This is a genomic window from Stenotrophomonas sp. YAU14D1_LEIMI4_1 (genome assembly GCF_003086815.1).
Lineage (GTDB): Bacteria > Pseudomonadota > Gammaproteobacteria > Xanthomonadales > Xanthomonadaceae > Stenotrophomonas.
Genome location: NZ_CP025997.1, coordinates 533,668 through 553,913 on the forward strand (window position 1 = coordinate 533,668; position 20,246 = coordinate 553,913).

Below are 20,246 nucleotides of genomic sequence, written 5' to 3' on the forward strand. Positions count from 1 at the left end.
CCCTCCCTCCCAAGGATCGCCGTGATGAATGCACTCCCCACGTTGGCGCCGGACCCGGTGCTTCCTTCCGTGCAGCGCGTGCTGCAGCAGGCCCACCCCGGCCAGATCGTGGGGGCGGTGGTGCTGGTGCGGCAGCACGGTGCGTGTCGCCACGCCAGCGCCAGCGGATTGGCCGACCGGGAACAGGGCCTGCCCATGCAGCGCGACCAGCTGTTCCGCTTGGCGTCGGTCAGCAAGCTGCTGCTGACCGTGGTGGTGCTGCGCCTGGTGCTGCAGGGCGTGTTGGATCTGGATGCGCCGGTGCAGCGCTGGCTGCCGCAGTTCCGCCCGGCATTGGCGAGCGGCGAGACGCCGGACATCAGCCTGCGCCAGCTGCTGAGCCACAGCAGCGGACTGGGCTACCGCTTCCTGGAAGCCGACGCGCAGGGGCCTTATGCGCGGGCAGGGGTGAGCGATGGGATGGATGCCAGCCCGATCACCTTGGCCGAGAACGTGCGGCGTATCGGCCAGGTGCCGCTGCAGTTCGCCCCCGGTACGCAATGGCTGTATTCGCTGGGCGTGGACGTGGCCGGTGCCGTGGCCGAGGCTGCCACCGGGCAGCGCCTGCAGGCCCTGTTCGAGCAGCATCTGGCGCGGCCATTGGGGCTGCGCGATACCGGTTTTTCCACCGCCGAAGGGCAACGCCTGGCCGTGCCCTACGTGGACGATCTGCCGCAGCCACACCGGCTGGGCGAAGGCGAGACGGTGCCGGTCTACGCGGACACCGTGGGCATTGCCTACAGCCCGGCGCGTGCCACCGATGCCACGCGCTTCCCCTCGGCCGGGGCGGGCCTGGTGGGCAGCGCCGACGATCTGATGGCAGTACTGGAAGCGCTGCGCGATGTCGATCATTCGCAACTGCTGCCGCAGGAGCTGGCAGCGCAGATGGTCAGCCTGCAGGTCGGCCGTGCCGGGCCTCCCGAGCCGGCGGGGTGGGGCTTCGGTCTGGGCGCGGCGGTGCTGTTTGACCCCGCTGCCGCCGCCACGCCGCAGGCCATGGGAACCTGGCGCTGGGGCGGTGCCTACGGCCACAGTTGGTTTGTCGATCCGCAGCGGGGCCTGAGCGTGGTGGCGCTGACCAACACGCTGTATGCCGGCATGCACGGGCCGTTCGTGGATGCGCTGCGCGATGCGATCTATGCCGACCTGGACGGTGCGCGATGAGCGGCCATGCAGCGGCAGACGCCTTGCCCGCAGGCGAGGCCACGCGGCTGCCGTGGTCGGCGCTGCTGGCACTGGCCGGCGGCGGCTTCATCACCCTGCTGACCGAAACCCTGCCGGCCGGTGTGCTGCGCCCGATTGGAACCAGCCTGGGCGTGAGCGATGCGGCGGCCGGCCAGTTGGTGAGCGTGTACGCGCTGGGGTCGCTGCTGGCGGCCCTGCCGATGACCGCGCTGACCCAGCGGCTGCCGAGGCGCCCGCTGCTGCTGGCGGCCATTGCCGGCTTCGTGCTGGTGAACACACTGACCGCGCTGAGCAGCAGCTATCCGCTGATCCTGGTGGCGCGCTTCCTGGCCGGTGTCTGCGCAGGCCTGCTGTGGTCGCTGGTGGCCGGCTATGCGGCACGCATGGTGGTGCCGTCGCTGCAGGGCCGGGCGATCGCCGTGGCCATGGTGGGGTCGCCGCTGGCGCTGTCGCTGGGCGTGCCGGCGGGCACGCTGCTGGGGCAGCAGATCGGCTGGCGCTGGGTGTTCGCGCTGATGAGCGTGCTGGCCGTGGCCCTGCTGGGCTACGCGCGCTGGGCGTTGCCGGACCTGCCGGCCGCAGGCAGCGGCAAACGCACGCCGTTGGCTTCGGTATGGCGCCTGCCCGGCGTGCGCAGCACCCTGCTGGTGATGGCGCTGTACGTGCTGGCGCACAACGTGCTGTACACCTACATCGAGCCGCTGGCCCTGCTGGCCCACGCCGGCGCCTGGCTGGACCGCCTGTTGCTGGTGTTCGGCGTATCGGCCATTGCCGGCATCGCGCTGGCGGCATGGGGCGTGGACCAGCATCTGCGCGCCCTGGTCTGGGCGGCGGTGCTGGGCTTTGCTGCGGCCGCGCTGGCCCTTCTGCTGTGGCCGGGCAGCCCGCAGGTACTGCTGCTGGCAACGGCGCTGTGGGGGCTGGCGTTCGGCGCGGTGCCGGCGCTGTTCCAGACCGCGCTGGCGCGCCGCGCCGGTGCCGCCGCCGATCTTGCCCAGTCGATGCTGGTGACCGGCTGGAACCTGGCCATTGCCGCTGGTGGCGTGGCCGGCGGGTTGCTGCTGCAGGCGGGCGGTGCGCAGCAGCTGGCGTGGCTGCCGCTGGGCCTGCTGATGGTGTGCGGGGCCTGGCTGCTGGCCCGGCCGCGGGCCTGGGGCTGACGGTCAGGTATCGGAGAATTCGCGCTCGATCGGCACGCTGCGCGGATTCTGCATGTGCTCACGCGCGGCACCGTACTGCTGCTGGCGCCGGTGGTGGAAGGCCACGAATTCATCGCGTGGCAACGGCCGCGAGAACAGCCAACCCTGGCCGAACTGCACGTGCTGGCTGTGCAGGTAGGCCAGCTGTGCCTCGGTTTCCACGCCTTCGGCCACCACCCACAGGCCCAGTTCGCGGGCCATTTCGATGATGTGCGGGGTGACCGGCGTGGTGGCGCTTTCGGTGCCGATCGCATCGATGAAAGACTTGTCGATCTTCAGCGCATCCAGTGGCAGCTGCTCCAGGTACTGCAGGCTGGAATAGCCCACGCCGAAATCATCGATGGCGATGCTGTGGCCGGCCCGGCGTGCGGCGGCCATCATGGTGCGGGCACGGTCGATATCCAGGAAGCCGCGTTCGGTGGCTTCCAGCCAGATCTGCTGCGGCAGGATGCCGCTGCCGGCCATGCGTGCGGACACCACTTTCAGTGCTCGGCCACTGCTGATGTCATCCGGTGCCAGGTTGATGGCGATGTGCGCGCTGCGGTCGGACACCAGCAGCTCGCGCATGTCCTTCACCACGTTTTCGATCACCACATCGGTCAGTGCCTGGATCAGGCCGTGTTCCTCGGCCAGCGGGATGAAGATGTCCGGGCGTACCTGGGTGCCGTCGGGGTGCTGCCAGCGCACCAGTGCCTCGGCGCCCACGCAGATGCCGGTATCCAGTTCGATGATGGGCTGGTAGTGCAGGTAGAGTTCGCGGCGGCGGATGGCGGTGGCCAGCTCACCGCGCATGGACAGGCGCCGCTGCGACAGCCACACCACCAGGCCCACGCCCAGGGCGGCCAGCAGCAGGCCCACCGGCACGAACAGCCAGGCCTGCTGGCGGAAGGTGGCCGCCAGGGCGGTGCGCGGGGCGGTGGCGATGGCCAGCCATTGTTCACTGCGCGCGCTGGCATACAGCGTTTCGTCGTCCAGGCCTTCGCCCGGGTCGCGCAGCAGCTTCAGCAGCAGGGTCTGGTCAATGCCGCTCTGGCGGGTCAGCAGGCGCCCATCCGGGCTGGCCAGGGCCAGGCGCACATCCGGGTCGGCGATGATGCCGACGAAGTGGCGTGGGTCCACCAGTACATTGTAGGAGCCGTACAGTACGGCCAGCACCTTGCGCCCGCCGGTGGCGGCCGGGCGGATATCCACGGCGATGCCGGCGCCATCACTGGTGACATGGTCGGCAGCGGGCTGTGCCACGTTGCCTTCGAAGGCGCCCCACGAGGTGCAACGCAGCCGGCCGCCTTCGAAATAGCCCATCTGGTCGATGGACGGGGTGGTCATCACCAGGGTCTGCATGCGCCGGACGTGCTCGCTGCTGCACGGGGCCATCGCGCTGGCTTCGGCGGATCTGAGTGCTGCCAGTGCTTCCTGGTAGGACAGGTCGGCCCGCCGCAGGGTGCGTTCGGCAATGCCATGCAGGCGCTGCTGCTCCACGTCCACGGCGCTGTGCCAGGTGGCATAGACCATGGCGGCAATGGGCACGATGGCGGCCAGCAGGGCGGCAAAGACGCCTAGGATGATGACCCGCAGGCGGTTCATGGCCGGAACTCCGGGCGGGCGGGCAGGGCTGCGGGCATGGCGACCGATCCTTGGACGGATGCCCTATCTGAGCATGTTGGCCGCCTGTGCGGAATGGGGCAGGACCGATAATCCGTCACATTGTGGCAATTACGACAACCGATGACGGCAGCGATCCGGCTGAGACTGGCGCTCCGGGCCGCGCAGGTCTACCGTCAGGGGCTTCACCCGCCCCTTCCAGCGCCCGTCCATGACTGAACCCGCCACGCCCCCCGAGCACCTGCGCCGCAGCCTGTCCAACCGCCACCTGCAACTGATCGCCATCGGCGGTGCCATCGGCACCGGCCTGTTCATGGGCTCGGGCAAGACCATCAGCCTGGCAGGCCCGTCCATCATTTTCGTCTACCTGATCATTGGCGCGATGCTGTTCTTCGTGATGCGGGCGATGGGCGAGCTGCTGCTGTCCAATCTGAACTACAAGTCCTTCATCGATTTTTCCACCGACCTGCTGGGTCCGTGGGCCGGATTCTTCTGCGGCTGGACGTACTGGTTCTGCTGGATCGTGACCGCCATTGCCGATGTGATCGCAATCGCCGCCTATGCGCAGTTCTGGTTCCCCGAACTGGCCGCCTGGATACCGGCGCTGCTGTGCGTGCTGCTGTTGCTGGGGCTGAACCTGGTGACGGTGAAGCTGTTCGGCGAAATGGAATTCTGGTTCGCGCTGATCAAGATCGTGGCCATCTGCGCGCTGATCATCACTGGCGCCGGACTGGTGGCCTGGGGCTTCACCTCGCCCAGCGGTCACACCGCCTCGCTGTCGAACCTGTGGAATGACGGCGGCATGTTCCCGATGGGGCTGGTCGGCTTCTTCGCCGGCTTCCAGATCGCGGTGTTCGCCTTCGTTGGCATCGAACTGGTGGGCACCACCGCCGCGGAAACCGCCAACCCGGAGCGCAACCTGCCCAAGGCGATCAATTCCATCCCGGTGCGCATCATCATCTTCTACGTGCTGGCGCTGGTGGCGATCATGGCGGTGACGCCGTGGCGCCAGGTGGTGCCGGACAAGAGCCCGTTCGTGCAGCTGTTCGTGCTGGCCGGCATTCCCGCCGCCGCCAGCCTGATCAACTTTGTGGTGCTGACCTCGGCCACTTCGTCGGCCAACAGCGGCATCTTCTCCACCAGCCGCATGCTGTACGGCCTGGCCGAAGAAGGGCACGCGCCGCGTGGGCTTTCCAAGCTGTCGCGCGCCGCGGTGCCGGCCCGTGGGCTGCTGTTCTCGTGCCTGTGCCTGCTGGGCGGCACGCTGCTGATCTACCTGATTCCCAACCTGGTGACCGCCTTTACCCTGGTGACCACGCTGGCCACCGTGCTGTTCATCTTCGTCTGGTCGCTGATCCTGGTGGCCTACATGGTCTACCGCCGCCGCTACCCGGAACGGCATGCCGCATCGATCTTCAAGATGCCCGGCGGCGTGGCCATGTGCTGGGCCTGTCTGGTCTTCTTCGCCGCCGTGCTGGTGCTGCTGAGCCTGCAGGCCGACACCCGCCAGGCGCTGCTGGCCAGCCCGGCGTGGTTCGTGCTGCTGGGCGTGGGGTACTGGCTGCGCCGCAGAGCGGTGACGTGATTTGCGGGGTCGGATCCCGTTGCGTGGCAACGGGCTCTGACCCCATTCACCCGACCCCATTCACCCGGATTTAGCGGGCGCGGCCGGATCATCCGGCCGCCATGTTCCCCCGCCGTGCCGCCGTTGCGCTGTCGCTGCTGCTGGGCCTGTGGCCTGGCCTGGCGGCGGCGCGCACGGTGTACCGCTGCGTGCAGGGCAACACGGTCAGCCTGGCCACCGCGCCCGAGCCGGGCACGCGCTGTACGGCAAAACAGATTGACGACAACGCGGTGCAGGCGCCCAACCTGTGGGGCAACATGGGGGTGTTCAGCGGCGTGCTGTACGAGCGCGAGCAGGACGGCACCCTGGTCTATTCCACCCGCAACCTGCCCGGTTCGCGCGTGTACCTGAAGTTCACCGTGGCCACGCCGCCGGGCGAGCCGGCCCATGAAGGCCTGGGCAAGGTCGGCGCGCCGCAGCTGGCGCCACATGCAACGCAGTTCAAGGCAGCGGCCAAGGCCACCGGTGTGGACGATGCGTGGCTGCGTGCGATCGCCCATGCCGAAAGCAACTTCGATGCGCTTGCTGTCTCGCGCAAGGGCGCGCAGGGCGTGATGCAGCTGATGCCTGAAACCGCGGTGGAGTACGGCGTGCGTGATCCCTTTTCGGCGCAGCAATCGATCGACGGGGGCGCGCGCTACATGCGCAGCCTACTGCGCCGCTACAACGGCGACCGCCCGTTGGCGGCGGCAGCCTACAACGCCGGCATCGGTGCGGTGGCGCGCTACAACGGCGTGCCGCCGTACGCGGAAACCCTGGCCTACGTGGAAAAAGTGATGGCGCTGTACGCGCGCTATCGGCAGGCCATGGGCATCCGTAGCGAAGTGCCGGCGAAGTAGGGTGATTCAGCGCGAAGACGCGTTTCCATACAGTGCGTAGCGCTCCACCCGGCCTACCTTGGCGATGGCCGCGCGCACATCGGCGCGCTGCTTCAGCTGCCGCCAGCGTGCATCGCTCTGCACTTCGGTGGGCAGCGACGGGTAGACGCGCATGTCCTGCAGGTCCAGCAGCACCTCGGTTCGGTCATCGAGCGACTGCAACTGGCCGATCAGCGCAGCGGCGGCACCATCCAGATCGCCTTCTTCCAGCAGCATTTCCCGGTGGAAGGTGCGTGCCGTGTCGCGGTTGCGTACCAGGGTGGCCCGCGCGCTGGCTTCGGCGGCGGCGTCGCCACGCTTGCGTGCGGCCAGGAAGCCCACCAGCGCCTGCGCCGATTCGCCATAGGGGCTCAGGTCGTCCAGCCGCGCCAGCACCGACACGGCCTCGTCCAGCTGGTCGGTGGCAGCCAGCATGAAGGCCAGGTTGATGATGTGGTCGACATGGTCCGGCCCGCGTGCACCCACCTTCTCGGCCAGCCGTGCCGTGGCCACGGAATCGTCCAGGCGATCCAGCCGACGCAGCGCGATCATCCGGTTGCTCAGCAGCCAGGCCAGCCATTGCGCCTCGGGGCCATTGGGCAGGTTGCCTTCGGCCACGAAACCGGCGATGCCGTCGCTGAACTGCACGACCTGCTCGTTCTCGCCCAACATCAACTGGGTGGAACTGAAATCGACCAGCGCGGCGTCCAGGCTGCGATCGAGCAGGCTGGAAACACGCAGCTCGTCCAGGTACTGGCGCGCTGCGCGCTCCGGGTCATAGCGTGGGTCATCGCGATCCACGTAGCGGTCGAAGCGCTTGTCGCTGCGCAGGGTGATCAGTTCCAGCGGTGTACGGACGCGTTCAAGCGTGGCCGCTACATCGCGGCCCGAATCGGTGTCGATCTGCAGGCTGGCCAGCAGCACCCAGAAGGCGCCTGGCTCCAGACCATCACTTTTCCAGCCGTTGTCGAACAGGGCCTTGAGCACCTCGCGCCGGCGCGCAGGCTGGTCGCGCAGCGTGTACTGCAGGAAGCTGACCACTTGGGTATCGAATTCGAGCGGCTCGCGCGCATGCGCCGTGGCCTGCAGCAGATGGGTGACGGCCAGGTCGTTCTGTTCTTCGCTCAGGTCGACCGACACCAGCGGCATCAAGGCCTCTACGTCGCCCGGGTCGATCGCCAGCGCCATCTGCAGGTAGCGGCGGGCCAGAGGGTTGTCATGCTGCAGGTACGCGGTCATGCCGCCAACCCGCGCGCCCTCGGCACGTGCTTCGGGTGCGAGCGTGGCCAACTGCGGATCGTCGATCAGTTTCTCGAATTCGACCATCGCGCCCAGCGTGTTGCCGCTGGTGGCGGTGGTCTGCGCGTTCTCCCAGCGCTGCTGGAACGTCGCGGCGGCGGTGCTGTCGGCAGCCCCCGCAGCAAAAGGCGCAGCCAGCAGGACGGCGGACAGCGCAAGTGGCAGCAGGCGGGCAGGGGACATGGCGGTTCCATCCTTGGCGTGAGCGCTGATTGAAACCCGCCGCGCGGCTGGCGGCAAGCAAGGGCCGGGTAGCCGGCGCTGCAGGTGGTGGCACAACGACAGTGCAGCGACTATCGTCGTGGGCTGAAATCGGCAGGGATGATGCGTAGCGATGGCACAGCGGCAGTGGTGGGTGGTGGGCGTGGTGGTGGTGACCGCAGCGGCGTTGGCCGCCACCTGGTGGCCTGATCGGGCCACCGAGGTATCCGCACCCGCTGGGCCGCAACCCACGCCCCTGGCCTGGACGGCGCAGATCGAAACGCTGGCCGGCGATGGCCATCCCGGCAATCGTGATGGCGCGGCCGCGCAGGCGCGCTTCGCCGATCCCTACGCGGTGGTGCGCACGGCGCAGGGCGCGGTGTACTTCACCGATGCTGGCGACAACAACCGTATCCGCCGCTGGTGGCCCGATGGCCGCGTGCAGACCGTGGCCGGGCAGGGCGAGGGGCGCGTGGACGGCCCGGCGCTGCAGGCCAGCTTCCACACGCCTTCGGGCATTGCCGCCGATGCGCAGGGCAACCTGTACGTGGCCGACACCGGCAACCACGCGATCCGGCGCATTTCTGCCGACGGCCAGGTGACCACGCTGGCCGGCGGCGAGCAGGGGTATGCCGATGGACCTGCCGCACAGGCACGCTTCGATGGGCCGATGGGCATTGCCGTGGATGCGCAGGGCCAGGTGTTCGTGGCCGATACCTGGAACGACCGCATCCGCGTGATCGGCACCGACGGCCAGGTGCGGACCTTGGCCGGTGGCGACCGCCCGGGGTTCATCGATGCAATCGGCGGCGAGGCGCGGTTCGATACCCCGGTGGCCCTGGCCTTCGACGCGCATGGCGCGCTGCTGGTGGCCGATCTGTTCAACAACGCGGTGCGCCGCGTGGGCGCCGACGGCACGGTCAGTACGCTGGTAAGCAGTGGCGGGGTGATGAACGCCCCGCTGTCGTTGGCCACGACCCACGATGGCGTGCTGTACGTAGGCGACCTGGATGGGCGCGTGCTGCAGATCACCCCGCAGGGCCACCAGATTGCGCTGCTGGGCAACGACCGCCTGCCCCGCCTGGCGCGCCCCAGTGGTCTGGCCGTGGATGCCGATGGCAGCGTGCTGGTGGCTGATTCGACTGCCTACCGCCTGCATCGCCTGCGCCCGCTGCCGGTGGGCGAGCTTCCTGCACCGGCCCTGGTGGGTCCGGCCGCCGATGCCGGGTTGCCCGATACGGGCGGACGTTGGCCGCTGGCACCGCAGGACGGCTGGCACGAAGTGGTGGGCACGCTGGGCGAGGTACGCGGAAACTTCAAGGGTGAGAGCCGCCACCACCTGCACGGCGGTTTCGATGTGCGCGGCGATGTGGGGCAGACCGTGCTGGCCATTGCCGAGGGCAAGATCAGCAGCCCGATCGCCGCCTGGAGCCTGGGCGGGCAGGGCGAAGGCCTGGCGGTAGATCGCCTGAAGTACATCCACATGCGTGTGGGCCGCACACCGCGCGGTGAACCCTTCGATGCACGCTGGCAGCCGTTGTACGCCGACGATGGAACGCTGGAGCGCATCCGCGTGCGTCGTGGTACGCGCATCCACGTGGGGGATCGGCTGGGGAGCATCAACAGCCAGGCGCACGTGCACCTGGCGCTGGGCACCGGTGGTTTCGAGACCAATGCGGTGGCACTGGGCTTCCACAACTACGCCGACCACTTCGTCCCGCGTATCACCGACGTGGCGTTGCTGGACGACAACGACCAACCCATGGCGCCGGGCAGCGACGGCGTGGTGATGGTGGCGCGGCAGGGGCGTGGCGTGCAGATCGTGGTGGAAGCGTGGGACCAGGTGGACAACAACCTGCCGCGCCGCCGGCTGGGGCCGTACCAGGTGGGCTACCAGGTCCTGGATGGCAACGGCCAGGCATTGCAGGGCTACGAGCAGCCGCGCTGGAATATCGTGTTCAACCGCATGCCGCCACAGAACCTGGCGGCGAAGGTGGCCTATGCGCCGGACAGCGGCATTACCGTGCACGGCAGCGCGGTTACCCGCTTCCGCTACCTGGTGACCAACACCGTGCGCGATGGCCTGATGGAAACCGGGCGCTGGCAGCCGGCGGCGCTGCCGCCGGGCGAATACATCGTGCGTGCCAGTGCGCGTGACTACAGTGGCAACGAAGGCGTTGGCCGGCGCGAGATCAGGGTGCGGCTGTTGCCGTAGCGGCTGGCGCCCCGCAGCGTTCGCGTTCGGCGTCCATGTCTTCCAGCGGCCGCACTTCGATGCTGCCGAAGCGTGCCCAGGGGAAGTCGCGGGCGATGGCCATCGCCTCGTCGCGGTTGCGCGCGACGATCAGGTTGAAGCCGGCCAGCAGTTCGCGGGTTTCGGCGAAGGGGCCATCGAGCACGCGGCTGTGGCCGTCGCGCACGCGCAGGGTCTGTGCGGTGTCCACCGGCTGCAGTTTCTGTGCGGCCAGCAGGGTGCCTTCGGCCTGCAGTTGGTCGGCGTGGGCCAGGCAGTCGCGCATCAGCGCGTTGAACTCTTCGCTGGGCAGGGCCTGCAGCAGGGCGGGCTCGATGTAGATCAGGAGCAGGTACTGCTGCATGGGGTGGTCCTGGCGTGGCGGGCGGGGTGACCATGATGGCGCAGGTCTGCGCGGAATCATGCTGCAGCGCGAGAAGCGCCCCACCACGGAGGGGCTCCGCCGTTCGCCGATCCCCGCCGAAGGCGCGCTCTCCGCGAGAAAAATAATTTCCAGGAACCTGTCGATCCCCGTCCTCCTCGTTCGTTGTAAGAGTGAAGGGCGCGCCACTGCCGCCCGCGGGAGACCGACATGAAAGTGATGGTGATCGTCAAAGCCAGCGCCGATTCCGAAGCCGGGCGCATGCCCAGCGCAGCGGAACTGACCGCCATGGGCGCCTACAACGAACAACTGGTCGCCGCCGGCATCATGCTCGCCGGCGAAGGCCTGCACGCCACCGCCCGCGGCCATCGCATTCAGTTCGGTGAGGGTGCACCGGCCGTGCAGCCCGGCCCGTTCGGCCCGGCCGAGCAGCAGATCGCCGGCTTCTGGCTGTGGGAAGTGCGGTCGCTGGACGAAGCCATCGAGTGGGCGCGGCGCGCGCCGTTCAAGCCCGGTGATGCGCTGGAACTGCGCCCGCTGATCACCGCCGAGGACTTCGGCGAGGCTTTCACCCCCGAATTACAGCAACAGGAACAGCGTCTGCGGAACCAGATCGACGCTTGAGCCCGCCGTAGTGCCATCGCCGGGTACGCCCCGGCACCCACGCCCCCGCCTTCCCAATGGAGCAATGCCATGAAACTGATTCCCTTCCTTGGCTTCAGCGGCCAGACCCACGATGCCATGGCGTTCTACGCCAAGGCGCTGGGCGGCCAGGTCACGTCGGAAATGAAGTACCGCGACATGCCGCCGTCCGATGAGCCCGGCTGCAGCGAGATGCCGCCGGAAACGCTGGACCATGTGGCGCACAGCCAGCTGGAAATCGGGGCGGCGATCCTGATGGCCGCCGATGGTCCCGGCGGCGAAGGTGGCAGCGCCACCACCATCAACGTGGACGTGGACAGCATCGAGGAGGCCGAACGCGTGTTCGCCGCGCTGGCCGAAGGCGGCCAGGTGCAGATGCCGATTGCCGAAACCTTCTGGGCGCACCGCTGGGGCATGTTGATCGACCGCTTCGGCAAGCCGTGGATGGTCAACTGCATGAAGCAGCCGTAACCGGCCCTCCCTTCAACTCAAGGAAAGCAGACCATGAGTGCAGCGCAACCGCAGATGATCTTCGTCAACCTGCCCGTGCAGGATCTGGAGGCGTCCAAGGCGTTCTTCAGCGCCCTGGGCTACCAGTTCAATCCCGCGTTCACCGACGAGAACGCGGCCTGCATGGTCATCAGCGAGAGCATCTTCGTGATGCTGCTGGTGAAGCCGTTCTTCCAGCAGTTCACCACCAAGGCCATTGCCGATGCACAGGCCAGCACCGAGGTGATCACCTGCCTGTCGGCAGACAGCCGCAAGGCGGTGGATGCGCTGGTGGACAAGGCGCTGGCGGCCGGTGCCCGCGAACCGCAGCCGGCGCGCGATTACGGCTTCATGTACCAGCGGGGCTTCCAGGACCTGGATGGCCATCTGTGGGAGATCGCGCACATGGACGGTGAGCCGGGGTGAGCGGCACGCTTGTGGGGCCCGGCCGTTGATGCTGTGATCGGCACATGGCCGAGCCCACCCTGACCCAGCGCATGGATACCCTGTGGCGAATGGAATCGCCCGTGCTGATCGCGCGCCTGGCACGGCTGCTGGGCGGTGACGTGGGCCGTGCCGAAGAGCTGGCCCAGGACACCTGGCTGGCCGCGCTGGAGCGCTGGCCGGCGCAGGGCATGCCGGACAACCCGGGGGCCTGGTTGATGACCACCGCACGCAACCGTGCCATCGATGTGCTGCGCCAACACCAGCGCGTGGCCCAGCAGCACGCGCAGTGGGGCGAGCTGCTGCACCCGGCCGCGCTGCCCGCGCCCGACGACAACCAGATGCTTGAAGACGACCTGGGCGACGATCTGCTGCGGTTGATGTTCGTGGCCTGCCACCCGCTGCTGCCGGCCGATGCCCGGGTGGCGCTGACCCTGCGCCTGCTGGGGGGCCTGACCACGGTGGAGATCGCCCGCGCATTCCTGCAGCCCGAGCCCACCATCGCCCAGCGCATCGTGCGCGCCAAGCGCACGCTGGCGCAGAAGCAGGTGCCGTATGAGGTACCGCGCGCCGATGCGCTGCCGGAGCGGCTTGGTTCGGTACTGGAAGCGATCTACCTGATCTTCAACGAGGGCTACGCGGCCAGCGCTGGTGATGACTGGATGCGCCCGGCGCTGTGCGAGGAAGCCCTGCGACTGGCCCGCATCCTGGCCCATCGCATGCCGGCACCGCCGGTGCTGGGCCTGCTGGCGCTGATGGAACTGCAGGCCTCGCGCGCGGCAGCCCGGGTGGACGCGCAGGGCATGCCGGTGCTGTTGGACCAGCAGAACCGCGCGCGCTGGGATTGGCTGCAGATCGCGCGTGGGCAGCAGGCGTTGGCGCAGGCCGTGGCCGCCGGTGGCCAGCACGATACCTACGTGCTGCAGGCACAGATTGCCGCCTGCCATGCTGCCGCGCGACAGCCAGCAGACACCGACTGGGCGCGCATCGCGGCGTTGTACGCACAGCTGCTGCAGGTCATGCCTTCGCCGGTGGTGGCACTGAACCGCGTGGTGGCGGTATCCCGCAGCGACGGCGCGTTCGCGGCCTGGGCGCTGCTGCAGCCGCTGCTGGTGGATGCACGGCTGCATGGCTACGCGCCGCTGCAGGTGGTGCGCGGCGAGCTGCTGCTGCAGTTGGGGCGGGAGGCGGATGCGCGGGATGCGTTTGCCATGGCGGCGGCACAGACCCCCAATGCCGCCGAGCGCGCGGTGTTGCGGGAAAGGGCCGGCCAAGCCCCGGAAAACTGAAGCCGACGAAGGCAGCACTTGTGGGCGGGCGCCTGAGCGGCTATGTTTCGCGCCCAGCGAACGTGAACGCGTTCGCATTCCGTGTGTAGACTCAGGAGCGGTTGGATGTTTTCAAGGACGAAGAGCGCGCCGCGCGCTTTTGCGCGCCTGCTTGCCTATGCGTTGTGCCTGGCCGTCTGGCCGCTGGCAACCCAGGCCGCAGAGAAATCACAGCAGGCCTACTGGGCCGGTTTCGCCTATACCGCCGATGCCGCTGCCGTAAAGGCGTCCACGCCGCACGCGCAGGCGGTGCTGGAATCGCGCGGCCTGCTGCCGTTGAACCAGACGCTGTGGCGGGCACTGCAACGCCGCAAGCCGGCGCAGCTGGAGCTGATCGACCAGCCGGTGGCCATGCTGGACGGCACCACCAGTGCTACCGTGCTGGCCGCCGCACTGGACCGCGAACTGGTGTCGGTCGAGCCGATCGGCAACCAGTACAAAGTGCTGGTGGAAGTGGCCCTGCAGGCGCTGTTCTTCGACTTCCGCGAGCGCCAGGTGATTGCGTCCTATCCGCTTACCCTGCAGCGCATTGACGTGCAGGATTACCGCCCGGACCGCGACGATATCGACGCGATCGTGGCCGACCTGCTGTACGGCAGCGCCGATACCAGCCTGTCGCAGGTGCTGGCCCAGGCCCTGGCCCAGGCCAGGTTGCCGGAAGCGGCCACGCGCCGCCTGCAGGTGGGCGCGGTCACCCTGTCCGATGCCACGCTGGCCAAGCTGCCGGACCCGAAGTGGGCCGACACGCTGCGCGCCACCCTGGCCCACGAGCTGTCCAAGACGCTGTCGTCGAACACCGGCGTCGGTCTGCTGCCGCCAGCCTCGGGCCAGGCGATCGGCGGTGCCATGGCCGCGCGCTTTGCCGACGGCAAGGTCTACCAGCTGAAGATTCCCGAGGCCGATTACCTGATCAGCGTGCAGGTGGATGCGCTGAAGAACGGCGTTATCGAAGAAACCCCGGCGATGAAGACGATGCTGTTCGGCGCGTTCTTCACCGCGAAGGTAACCGAGCCGTTCTCGGGCAAGGTCTATTTCGAACAGCCGCTGCGCAAGGGCGCCACCAAGGTGGTGCCGGTCACGCAGTGGCAGGTTGACCAGTGGTCGGCCAGCTACGAAACCCTGCTGGCGGGCTTTGATGCCTTCGCCGGCGCCGCCGCCAAGCGTGCCGATGCGCGCACCTGGCTGGACGAACAGAAGCCGGGCGGCCGCCCGTTGCAGCAGCAGACCCAAGCCCTCCAGGAGTTGATCAAGTCATGTCGTTGATGCGTACCATCCTGCTCGTCCTCATCGCCCTGGCGGTGGCTTCGCCGGTGGCGGCGCAGTCCGCCAGCTCGCGCGGCACCGGTTCGGCCAGCTACAGCCTGCGCCTGAGCGCCGGCACCCGTGCCGAAGCCCTGGAAAAGGCCAAGGTGAATGCACTGGAGGCGTACGTCGCCGAAACCGGTGCAGCCAAGCTGCGCCTGTTCGAAGCGCGCCGCGCCGAGTTCATCGGTGAAATCGACCGCTATGTGCTCAGCGCCGTGCAGCTGTCGGACAACGAAGACAAGAAGGCCAAGACCTACAGCGTGACCGTGCGTGCGGAAATCAACACCACGCTGCTGCAGACCAAGCTGGATGCCGGCTCGGCCGTTGCCGGCGCCACTGCGGCACAGCGTTCGCTGCTGACCTTCTTGTTCATGGCGCGCTCGCAGGACACCGTGCAGTCGTTCCAGGACAAGGAATACCGCCGCGCCGACGTGAGCACCAGCTACAGCGAGAACACCCGCGAAGGTGATTCGTTCCGTGGCAATTCGGTCAGCACCAACGGCAGCATCAACCAGAACGGCTCGATGTCGGTCACCACCGGCGGCAGCACCACCGCACGCAGCGACAACATCAGCTGGAAGGTGGCCAATGCGGCTGAAGTGAATACCGCCATGACCGGTGCCTTCAGCGCCGCCGGCTATGAAGTGGTGGAGGCGGAGTACGTTGAAGGTGAGTCGCGCGGCCTGCTGAACATCGAACGCATCCGCAAGGATTTCAGCACCGGCAACGATCTGGCCCCAGCTACCCTGCGCGATACCGCCAATGGCATCCGCGCGGCCAACATTCCGTACATCGCGGTGGGCACGCTGGACGTGGGCATGCGCGATCGCGATCCGGCCAGCGGCAACACCCGCGTGTTCGTCACCGTGACCGGCAAGGTGCTGGACGTGACCGGTCGCTTCCCGCGCACCGTGTCATCGGTCGGCCCGGTGCAGTACTCCGGTACCGGCCCGAACGAGACCGTGGCCCGTACCAACGCGCTGCAGCTGGCCGCTGAAAAGGCCGCGCAGCAGATGATCAACGAACTGAACGTCAAGGCGGTTCGCTGATCCACCGCGTTCCAACGCCGGGCATGGCCCGGCGCTACCCCGTTGTCTGTGTGCCGCACCGCGGCCGTCTCTCTCATAAAGGAAATTCCATGATCCGCACTACCGCTCTTGCCGTGGCCATTGCCGCCGCCACCCTGTCGATGCCGGCCCACGCTGGCCTGGGCAAGCTGAAGGATCTGGCCGGTGCCGCCACCGGCACCTCCAGCAGCGCCTCCAGCGCCGCTGCACCGGACGAAGCCGCACAGGAAGCGCTGGTGCGCCGTTTCGTCAGCTCGCAGTCGCATTCGCTGCAGGCGCAGACCTCGTTCGCCCGCGCCTTCGGCCTGGCCGAGCAGGTGCAGCTGCTGGAAGCCGAGCGCCAGGCGCTGTCGTCCGGTTCGGTGAGCGTGGATGCAATGAAGAAGTCCGTCTCGGTGAGCGAGTCGGCCCAGGCCGCCATCGATGAGCGCGTGGCCGCGCAGCCGGAACTGAGCGCCGAATCGAAGCAGCACTACGCCGAAGGCCTGGTGTCGATGCTGGCCTCGGCTGCCGAAGCACAGAAGCTGGGCGGCGAAGCCGGCAACTTCACCGCGGGCATGAAGAACCTGGGCGCCACCCAGCTGGCCACCGTGGGCCGCAAGCTGGCTGCCGGTGCGTGGGTGGCCAAGGAATCGCCGGGCTTCATCAAGGGCCTGTACAGCTCGTCCAAATCGGCCGTGACCTTCGCCAAGAAGAGCAAGGTGAAGGTGCCGTCCAACGCCGATTCGCTGCTCGACAGCCTCTGATCGCAGGTCCATGTCCATGCGCACCACCACCCGACTGATCGGCCTGGGCCTGGCCGCTGCCTTGCTGGCGGCCTGTGGCGACAAGGAAGCCCCGGCGGCAGACACCGCGCCGGCCCCCGCCAAGGAAAAGGCGGCCAGCGCGCTGGCCAGCAACGCACCGGCCGACGACGCGCCGTTGCGCGGCACGCCGGATTTCGGCGGCACCACCCAGGTCGCGCGCGAGGCCGATGGCATCGGCAGCACGCCGGAACTGGCGGTGCTGGCCGCCCTGCAGTCGGCAGTGGCGCAGGTCAATGGCGTGCGCGTGGCCAGCCAGATGCAGGGCCTGCGCGCAGGCCTGCATGTGGACGTGGATGGGGAACACGTCGGCGATATCCGCGCCGACGCGTTCACCCAGCAGATGATTGCCGGCTCGCAGGGTGCGGTGCTGGGCTATGAAATCCTGTCGCAGGACGAAGTGCGGCAGCTGGATGAAGAAACCATTGCCCGCGTGCGCGCCAGCGATGAAGGCTGGAGCTTCAAGGGCTCGGCCTCGGCCAGCGCGTCGGGCCAGGCCTCGGCAAAGGCCTCCGGCGGCGGTGGTTCGGCCGAAGCCAGCTACAAGGAAAACTACGAAGAGAACGTACAGGTGGACGCCAAGCGGGGCGCCAGCTCGTTCGATTCGGACGTGACCCACCGCAGCATGCGCAGCTACTGGAAGGTGCGCGTGCGTGCGCAGATTGCCCAGTACCGCGCGCCGGACGAGCAGGGCAAGCCGAAGATCGTGGTGGCCCTGCCGCGCACCAAGTCCGGCAGCTACGCCGTGGGTGATGGTCGCGTGGATGCCGGCGAAGTGGCCGATGCCATTCGCGCACGCCTGTCCGATACGCTGACCCAGACCCAGCGCTTCATCGTGCTGGACCGCGAGTTCGGCGATGAACTGCAGGCCGAGATCGACCACATCAACAGCGGCAATGTGCGCCTGCAGGACACCGCACGCATCGGCCAGCAGTTGGCGACCGATCTGATCCTGATCCCCACCATCGAACGCTTCGAGTACCCGCGCAGCGTGCGCAACCTGCGCATGTCCGATCGCCAGGTCACCTCGTATTCCGGTGGCGGCCGCATCACCCTGCGCCTGGTCAACGCCACCACCGGCCAGGTGGTGATGTCCGACAGCTTCGACCACCAGCTGGCCTCGACTGGCCCCAGCACGCTGCCGCGCGTGGTCAATGGCCGCAACATGGCCGCCTCGATGATGGAATCGCTGTCCGGGCAGATCGGCACGACCATCGTCACCACGTTGTTCCCGGTGTCAGTGGTGTCTGTGGACGGCGACCAGGTGGTGCTGAGCCAGGGCGGTGAAACGCTGCAGGCCGGCCAACGCTGGCAGGCCGTGCGCCTGGGCGAAGAACTGAAGGACCCGCAGACCGGTCGTTCGCTGGGCCGCAGCGAGCACCCGTGCTGCACCATCCGCATTGATCGCGTGGCCGCGCAGACCTCGTACGGCACCATCGAAGACGGTGTGGACGCCACCCGCGGTGGCTTCCGCCCGGGCCAGATCGAACTGCGGCAGAAGCTGGGCAGCAAGCCGGCTGCGGCTGCCACGGCAAGCGCATCGGCGGCACCGGCCGCCAGCGCACGCCCGGCCGCCAAGCCCAAGCCCAAGGCCGCTGCCGCACCGGCAGAAGACCCGAACTGGTAAGACATCGCGCGGGGTCAGATCCCTTTCCCATGGGGAAAGGGCTCTGACCCCTTCTTGTCTGTGTCCGTGTCGACCAAGGTCGACACCTACCAGGGCGAGGTCCGTGTCGACCAAGGTCGACACCTACCAGAGCGAGACGTCAGTCGAGCATGGCTCGACTCTACAGGGGGGCGGGGCGCAGCCCTGCCGAACCCCTTACACTCCGGTAGGTTTGTCCTGCTGGAGAGAGCAATGAAACGAGTGGCACTGGGCCTGCTGGCCCTTTCGGTAAGCAGCGCATTGATGGCGGCCACGCCGAAGTTCGATGGCGCGCGTATTTCCGCCGATGTGAAGGAGCTTGCCTCCGACGCGTATGAAGGCCGTTCGCCGGCCACCGCCGGCGAAGAGAAGACCATCGCCTACCTCAGCAAGCAGTTCGCCGACGCCGGCCTGCAGCCGGGCGGCGACCTGAAGGATGGCAAGCGCCTGTGGACCCAGGCCGTGCCGCTGCTGAAGGGCGATATCGTCGGCGCGCCGCAGCTGGCGCTGCACCAGGGCGGCAAGACCGTGGCGCTGCAGCAGGGCAAGCAGATTGCCGTGCGCGCGGCCATGAACGGTGCCAGCGCAGTGGATATCAGCAAGGCACCGCTGGTGTTCCTGGGCTATGGCGTGAAGGCGCCGGAGCGCAACTGGGATGACTTCAAGGGCGTGGACCTGAAGGGCAAGATCGCCGTGGTGCTGATCAACGACCCCGACTTCGAGACCGGCAAGGGCGACTTCGACGGCAAGGGCATGACCTGGTATGGGCGCTGGCCGTACAAGTACGAAGAGGGTGCCCGCCAGGGTGCGCTGGGCGTGCTGATCGTGCATGAGACCGCGCCGGCATCCTACGGCTGGGCCACCGTGGCCGGCTCCAACACCAACACCATGTTCGACGTGGTGCGTGACAATCCCGCCGACACCCATCCGACGCTGGAAGGCTGGATCCAGCGCGATCTGGCGGTGGACCTGTTCCGCTCGGCCGGCCTCGATTTCGAGGCGCTGAAGAAGCAGGCGCAGCAGCGCGACTTCACCCCGGTGCCGCTGACCGGTACCAGCCTGGATGCGAAGTACGCTGTGAAGACCGAGGTGATCACCTCGCACAACGTGGCCGCGCGCCTGGAAGGCAGCCGCTACCCGGACGAGACCATCGTCTACAGCGCGCACTGGGACCACATTGGCGTGGGTGAGCCCGATGCCCGTGGCGACCGCATCTTCAACGGTGCGCTGGACAACGCCAGCGGCACCGCTTCGTTGCTGGAACTGGCCCGTGGCTTCGCCAAGGGCAAGCGCCCGGAACGTTCGGTGCTGTTCCTGGCGGTCACCGCCGAGGAAAAGGGCCTGCTGGGTTCGGAGTACTACGCCACCCATCCGCTGTACCCGCTGGAAAAGACCGTGGCGATGATCAACATGGACGGCATGGCCCCGTTCGGTCCGTCGCGTGATTTCGGCATCTACGGCACCGCGCGCTTCGAGCTGCTGGACCAGTTGAAGGACGTGGCCAAGGGCTGGGACATCCGCTACACCCCCGACCCGAAGCCGGAATCAGGCCTGTTCTTCCGTTCCGACCACTTCTCGTTCGCCAAGCGCGGCGTGCCGGCGCTGTCCTGGTCGGCCGGCCAGGACTGGGTGGACGGGGGCGTGGCGGCGGGCAAGAAGGCGTCCGACGATTACACCGCCAAGCGTTACCACCAGCAGGGCGACGAGTGGCAGCCGGACTGGGTGTTCGCCGGTGCGGCACGCGACCTGGAAGTGCTCTACACGCTGGGCAGCCAGCTGGCCAACTCGCGCAGCTGGCCGAACTGGAGCGCCGACGAGTCGTTCCGCGCCGTGCGTGACGCCAGCGCCGACCAGCGCAAGTAAGGCAAGGCGGGGCGCTGCCCCGCCACCTACCGGTAGCGC

General features: G+C 68.1%; 17 protein-coding genes. 14 read left to right on the plus strand and 3 right to left on the minus strand.

What is annotated here, in order from left to right; genetic code table 11:
• The first annotated feature begins 24 nt into the window (after window positions 1-24).
• Both C1932_RS02400 and C1932_RS02405 read left to right on the plus strand, forming a co-directional pair.
• Window positions 25-1,203 (plus strand): serine hydrolase domain-containing protein, encoded by a 1,179-nt coding sequence (locus C1932_RS02400; RefSeq protein WP_108761108.1) that lies wholly within the window; start codon window positions 25-27, stop codon window positions 1,201-1,203.
• Window positions 1,200-2,384 carry an MFS transporter gene (locus C1932_RS02405; RefSeq protein ID WP_108761109.1) on the plus strand — a complete coding sequence of 395 codons (1,185 nt, stop codon included), beginning with the start codon at window positions 1,200-1,202 and terminating at the stop codon, window positions 2,382-2,384. Before C1932_RS02400 ends, C1932_RS02405 begins: the two co-directional genes overlap by 4 nt.
• Before the next feature lie 3 nt (window positions 2,385-2,387).
• Here C1932_RS02405 and C1932_RS02410 read toward each other — a convergent pair whose 3' ends face one another.
• Window positions 2,388-4,007 carry an EAL domain-containing protein gene (locus C1932_RS02410; protein WP_108761110.1) on the minus strand — a complete coding sequence of 540 codons (1,620 nt, stop codon included), beginning with the start codon at window positions 4,005-4,007 and terminating at the stop codon, window positions 2,388-2,390.
• Between the two features lie 229 nt (window positions 4,008-4,236).
• On the opposite strand from C1932_RS02410, the gene cycA reads away from it, so the two are divergent.
• Both cycA and C1932_RS02420 read left to right on the plus strand, forming a co-directional pair.
• Window positions 4,237-5,610, plus strand: a complete 1,374-nt coding sequence (gene cycA / locus C1932_RS02415; RefSeq protein ID WP_108761111.1) for a D-serine/D-alanine/glycine transporter — start codon at window positions 4,237-4,239, stop codon at window positions 5,608-5,610.
• 101 nt (window positions 5,611-5,711) lie between these two features.
• Window positions 5,712-6,488 (plus strand): lytic transglycosylase domain-containing protein, encoded by a 777-nt coding sequence (locus C1932_RS02420; protein ID WP_108761112.1) that lies wholly within the window; start codon window positions 5,712-5,714, stop codon window positions 6,486-6,488.
• Between the two features lie 6 nt (window positions 6,489-6,494).
• Here C1932_RS02420 and C1932_RS02425 read toward each other — a convergent pair whose 3' ends face one another.
• Complete coding sequence (locus tag C1932_RS02425) at window positions 6,495-7,988, minus strand: hypothetical protein (protein ID WP_108761113.1); 1,494 nt, start codon at window positions 7,986-7,988, stop codon at window positions 6,495-6,497.
• 151 nt (window positions 7,989-8,139) lie between these two features.
• Here C1932_RS02425 and C1932_RS02430 point away from each other — a divergent pair, with 151 nt between their 5' ends.
• Complete coding sequence (locus tag C1932_RS02430; protein ID WP_108761114.1) at window positions 8,140-10,221, plus strand: NHL repeat-containing protein; 2,082 nt, start codon at window positions 8,140-8,142, stop codon at window positions 10,219-10,221.
• Here C1932_RS02430 and C1932_RS02435 read toward each other — a convergent pair.
• Entirely contained in the window at window positions 10,199-10,603 is a 405-nt protein-coding gene (locus tag C1932_RS02435; RefSeq protein ID WP_108761115.1) for a YciI family protein, read from the minus strand. The two genes, C1932_RS02430 and C1932_RS02435, sit on opposite strands and share 23 nt — an antisense overlap.
• Window positions 10,604-10,831: 228 nt before the next feature.
• Here C1932_RS02435 and C1932_RS02440 point away from each other — a divergent pair, with 228 nt between their 5' ends.
• From C1932_RS02440 to C1932_RS02480, 9 genes are all read left to right on the plus strand, one after another.
• Window positions 10,832-11,245 (plus strand): YciI family protein, encoded by a 414-nt coding sequence (locus C1932_RS02440; protein ID WP_108761116.1) that lies wholly within the window; start codon window positions 10,832-10,834, stop codon window positions 11,243-11,245.
• A gap of 69 nt (window positions 11,246-11,314) precedes the next feature.
• Complete coding sequence (locus C1932_RS02445) at window positions 11,315-11,734, plus strand: VOC family protein (protein WP_108748350.1); 420 nt, start codon at window positions 11,315-11,317, stop codon at window positions 11,732-11,734.
• 33 nt (window positions 11,735-11,767) lie between these two features.
• Window positions 11,768-12,178, plus strand: a complete 411-nt coding sequence (locus tag C1932_RS02450) for a VOC family protein (RefSeq protein WP_108752032.1) — start codon at window positions 11,768-11,770, stop codon at window positions 12,176-12,178.
• Between the two features lie 44 nt (window positions 12,179-12,222).
• Entirely contained in the window at window positions 12,223-13,485 is a 1,263-nt protein-coding gene (locus C1932_RS02455; RefSeq protein ID WP_108761117.1) for a sigma-70 family RNA polymerase sigma factor, read from the plus strand.
• 105 nt (window positions 13,486-13,590) lie between these two features.
• Entirely contained in the window at window positions 13,591-14,787 is a 1,197-nt protein-coding gene (locus C1932_RS02460; protein WP_108761118.1) for a hypothetical protein, read from the plus strand.
• Entirely contained in the window at window positions 14,778-15,878 is a 1,101-nt protein-coding gene (locus C1932_RS02465) for a hypothetical protein (RefSeq protein WP_108761119.1), read from the plus strand. The genes C1932_RS02460 and C1932_RS02465 overlap by 10 nt, the downstream gene beginning before the upstream one ends.
• A gap of 89 nt (window positions 15,879-15,967) precedes the next feature.
• Window positions 15,968-16,642 carry a hypothetical protein gene (locus C1932_RS02470; RefSeq protein WP_108761120.1) on the plus strand — a complete coding sequence of 225 codons (675 nt, stop codon included), beginning with the start codon at window positions 15,968-15,970 and terminating at the stop codon, window positions 16,640-16,642.
• Between the two features lie 16 nt (window positions 16,643-16,658).
• Window positions 16,659-18,326 (plus strand): CsgG/HfaB family protein, encoded by a 1,668-nt coding sequence (locus C1932_RS02475; protein ID WP_108748356.1) that lies wholly within the window; start codon window positions 16,659-16,661, stop codon window positions 18,324-18,326.
• 231 nt (window positions 18,327-18,557) lie between these two features.
• Window positions 18,558-20,207 carry a M28 family metallopeptidase gene (locus tag C1932_RS02480; RefSeq protein WP_108761121.1) on the plus strand — a complete coding sequence of 550 codons (1,650 nt, stop codon included), beginning with the start codon at window positions 18,558-18,560 and terminating at the stop codon, window positions 20,205-20,207.
• Window positions 20,208-20,246 lie beyond the last annotated feature (39 nt).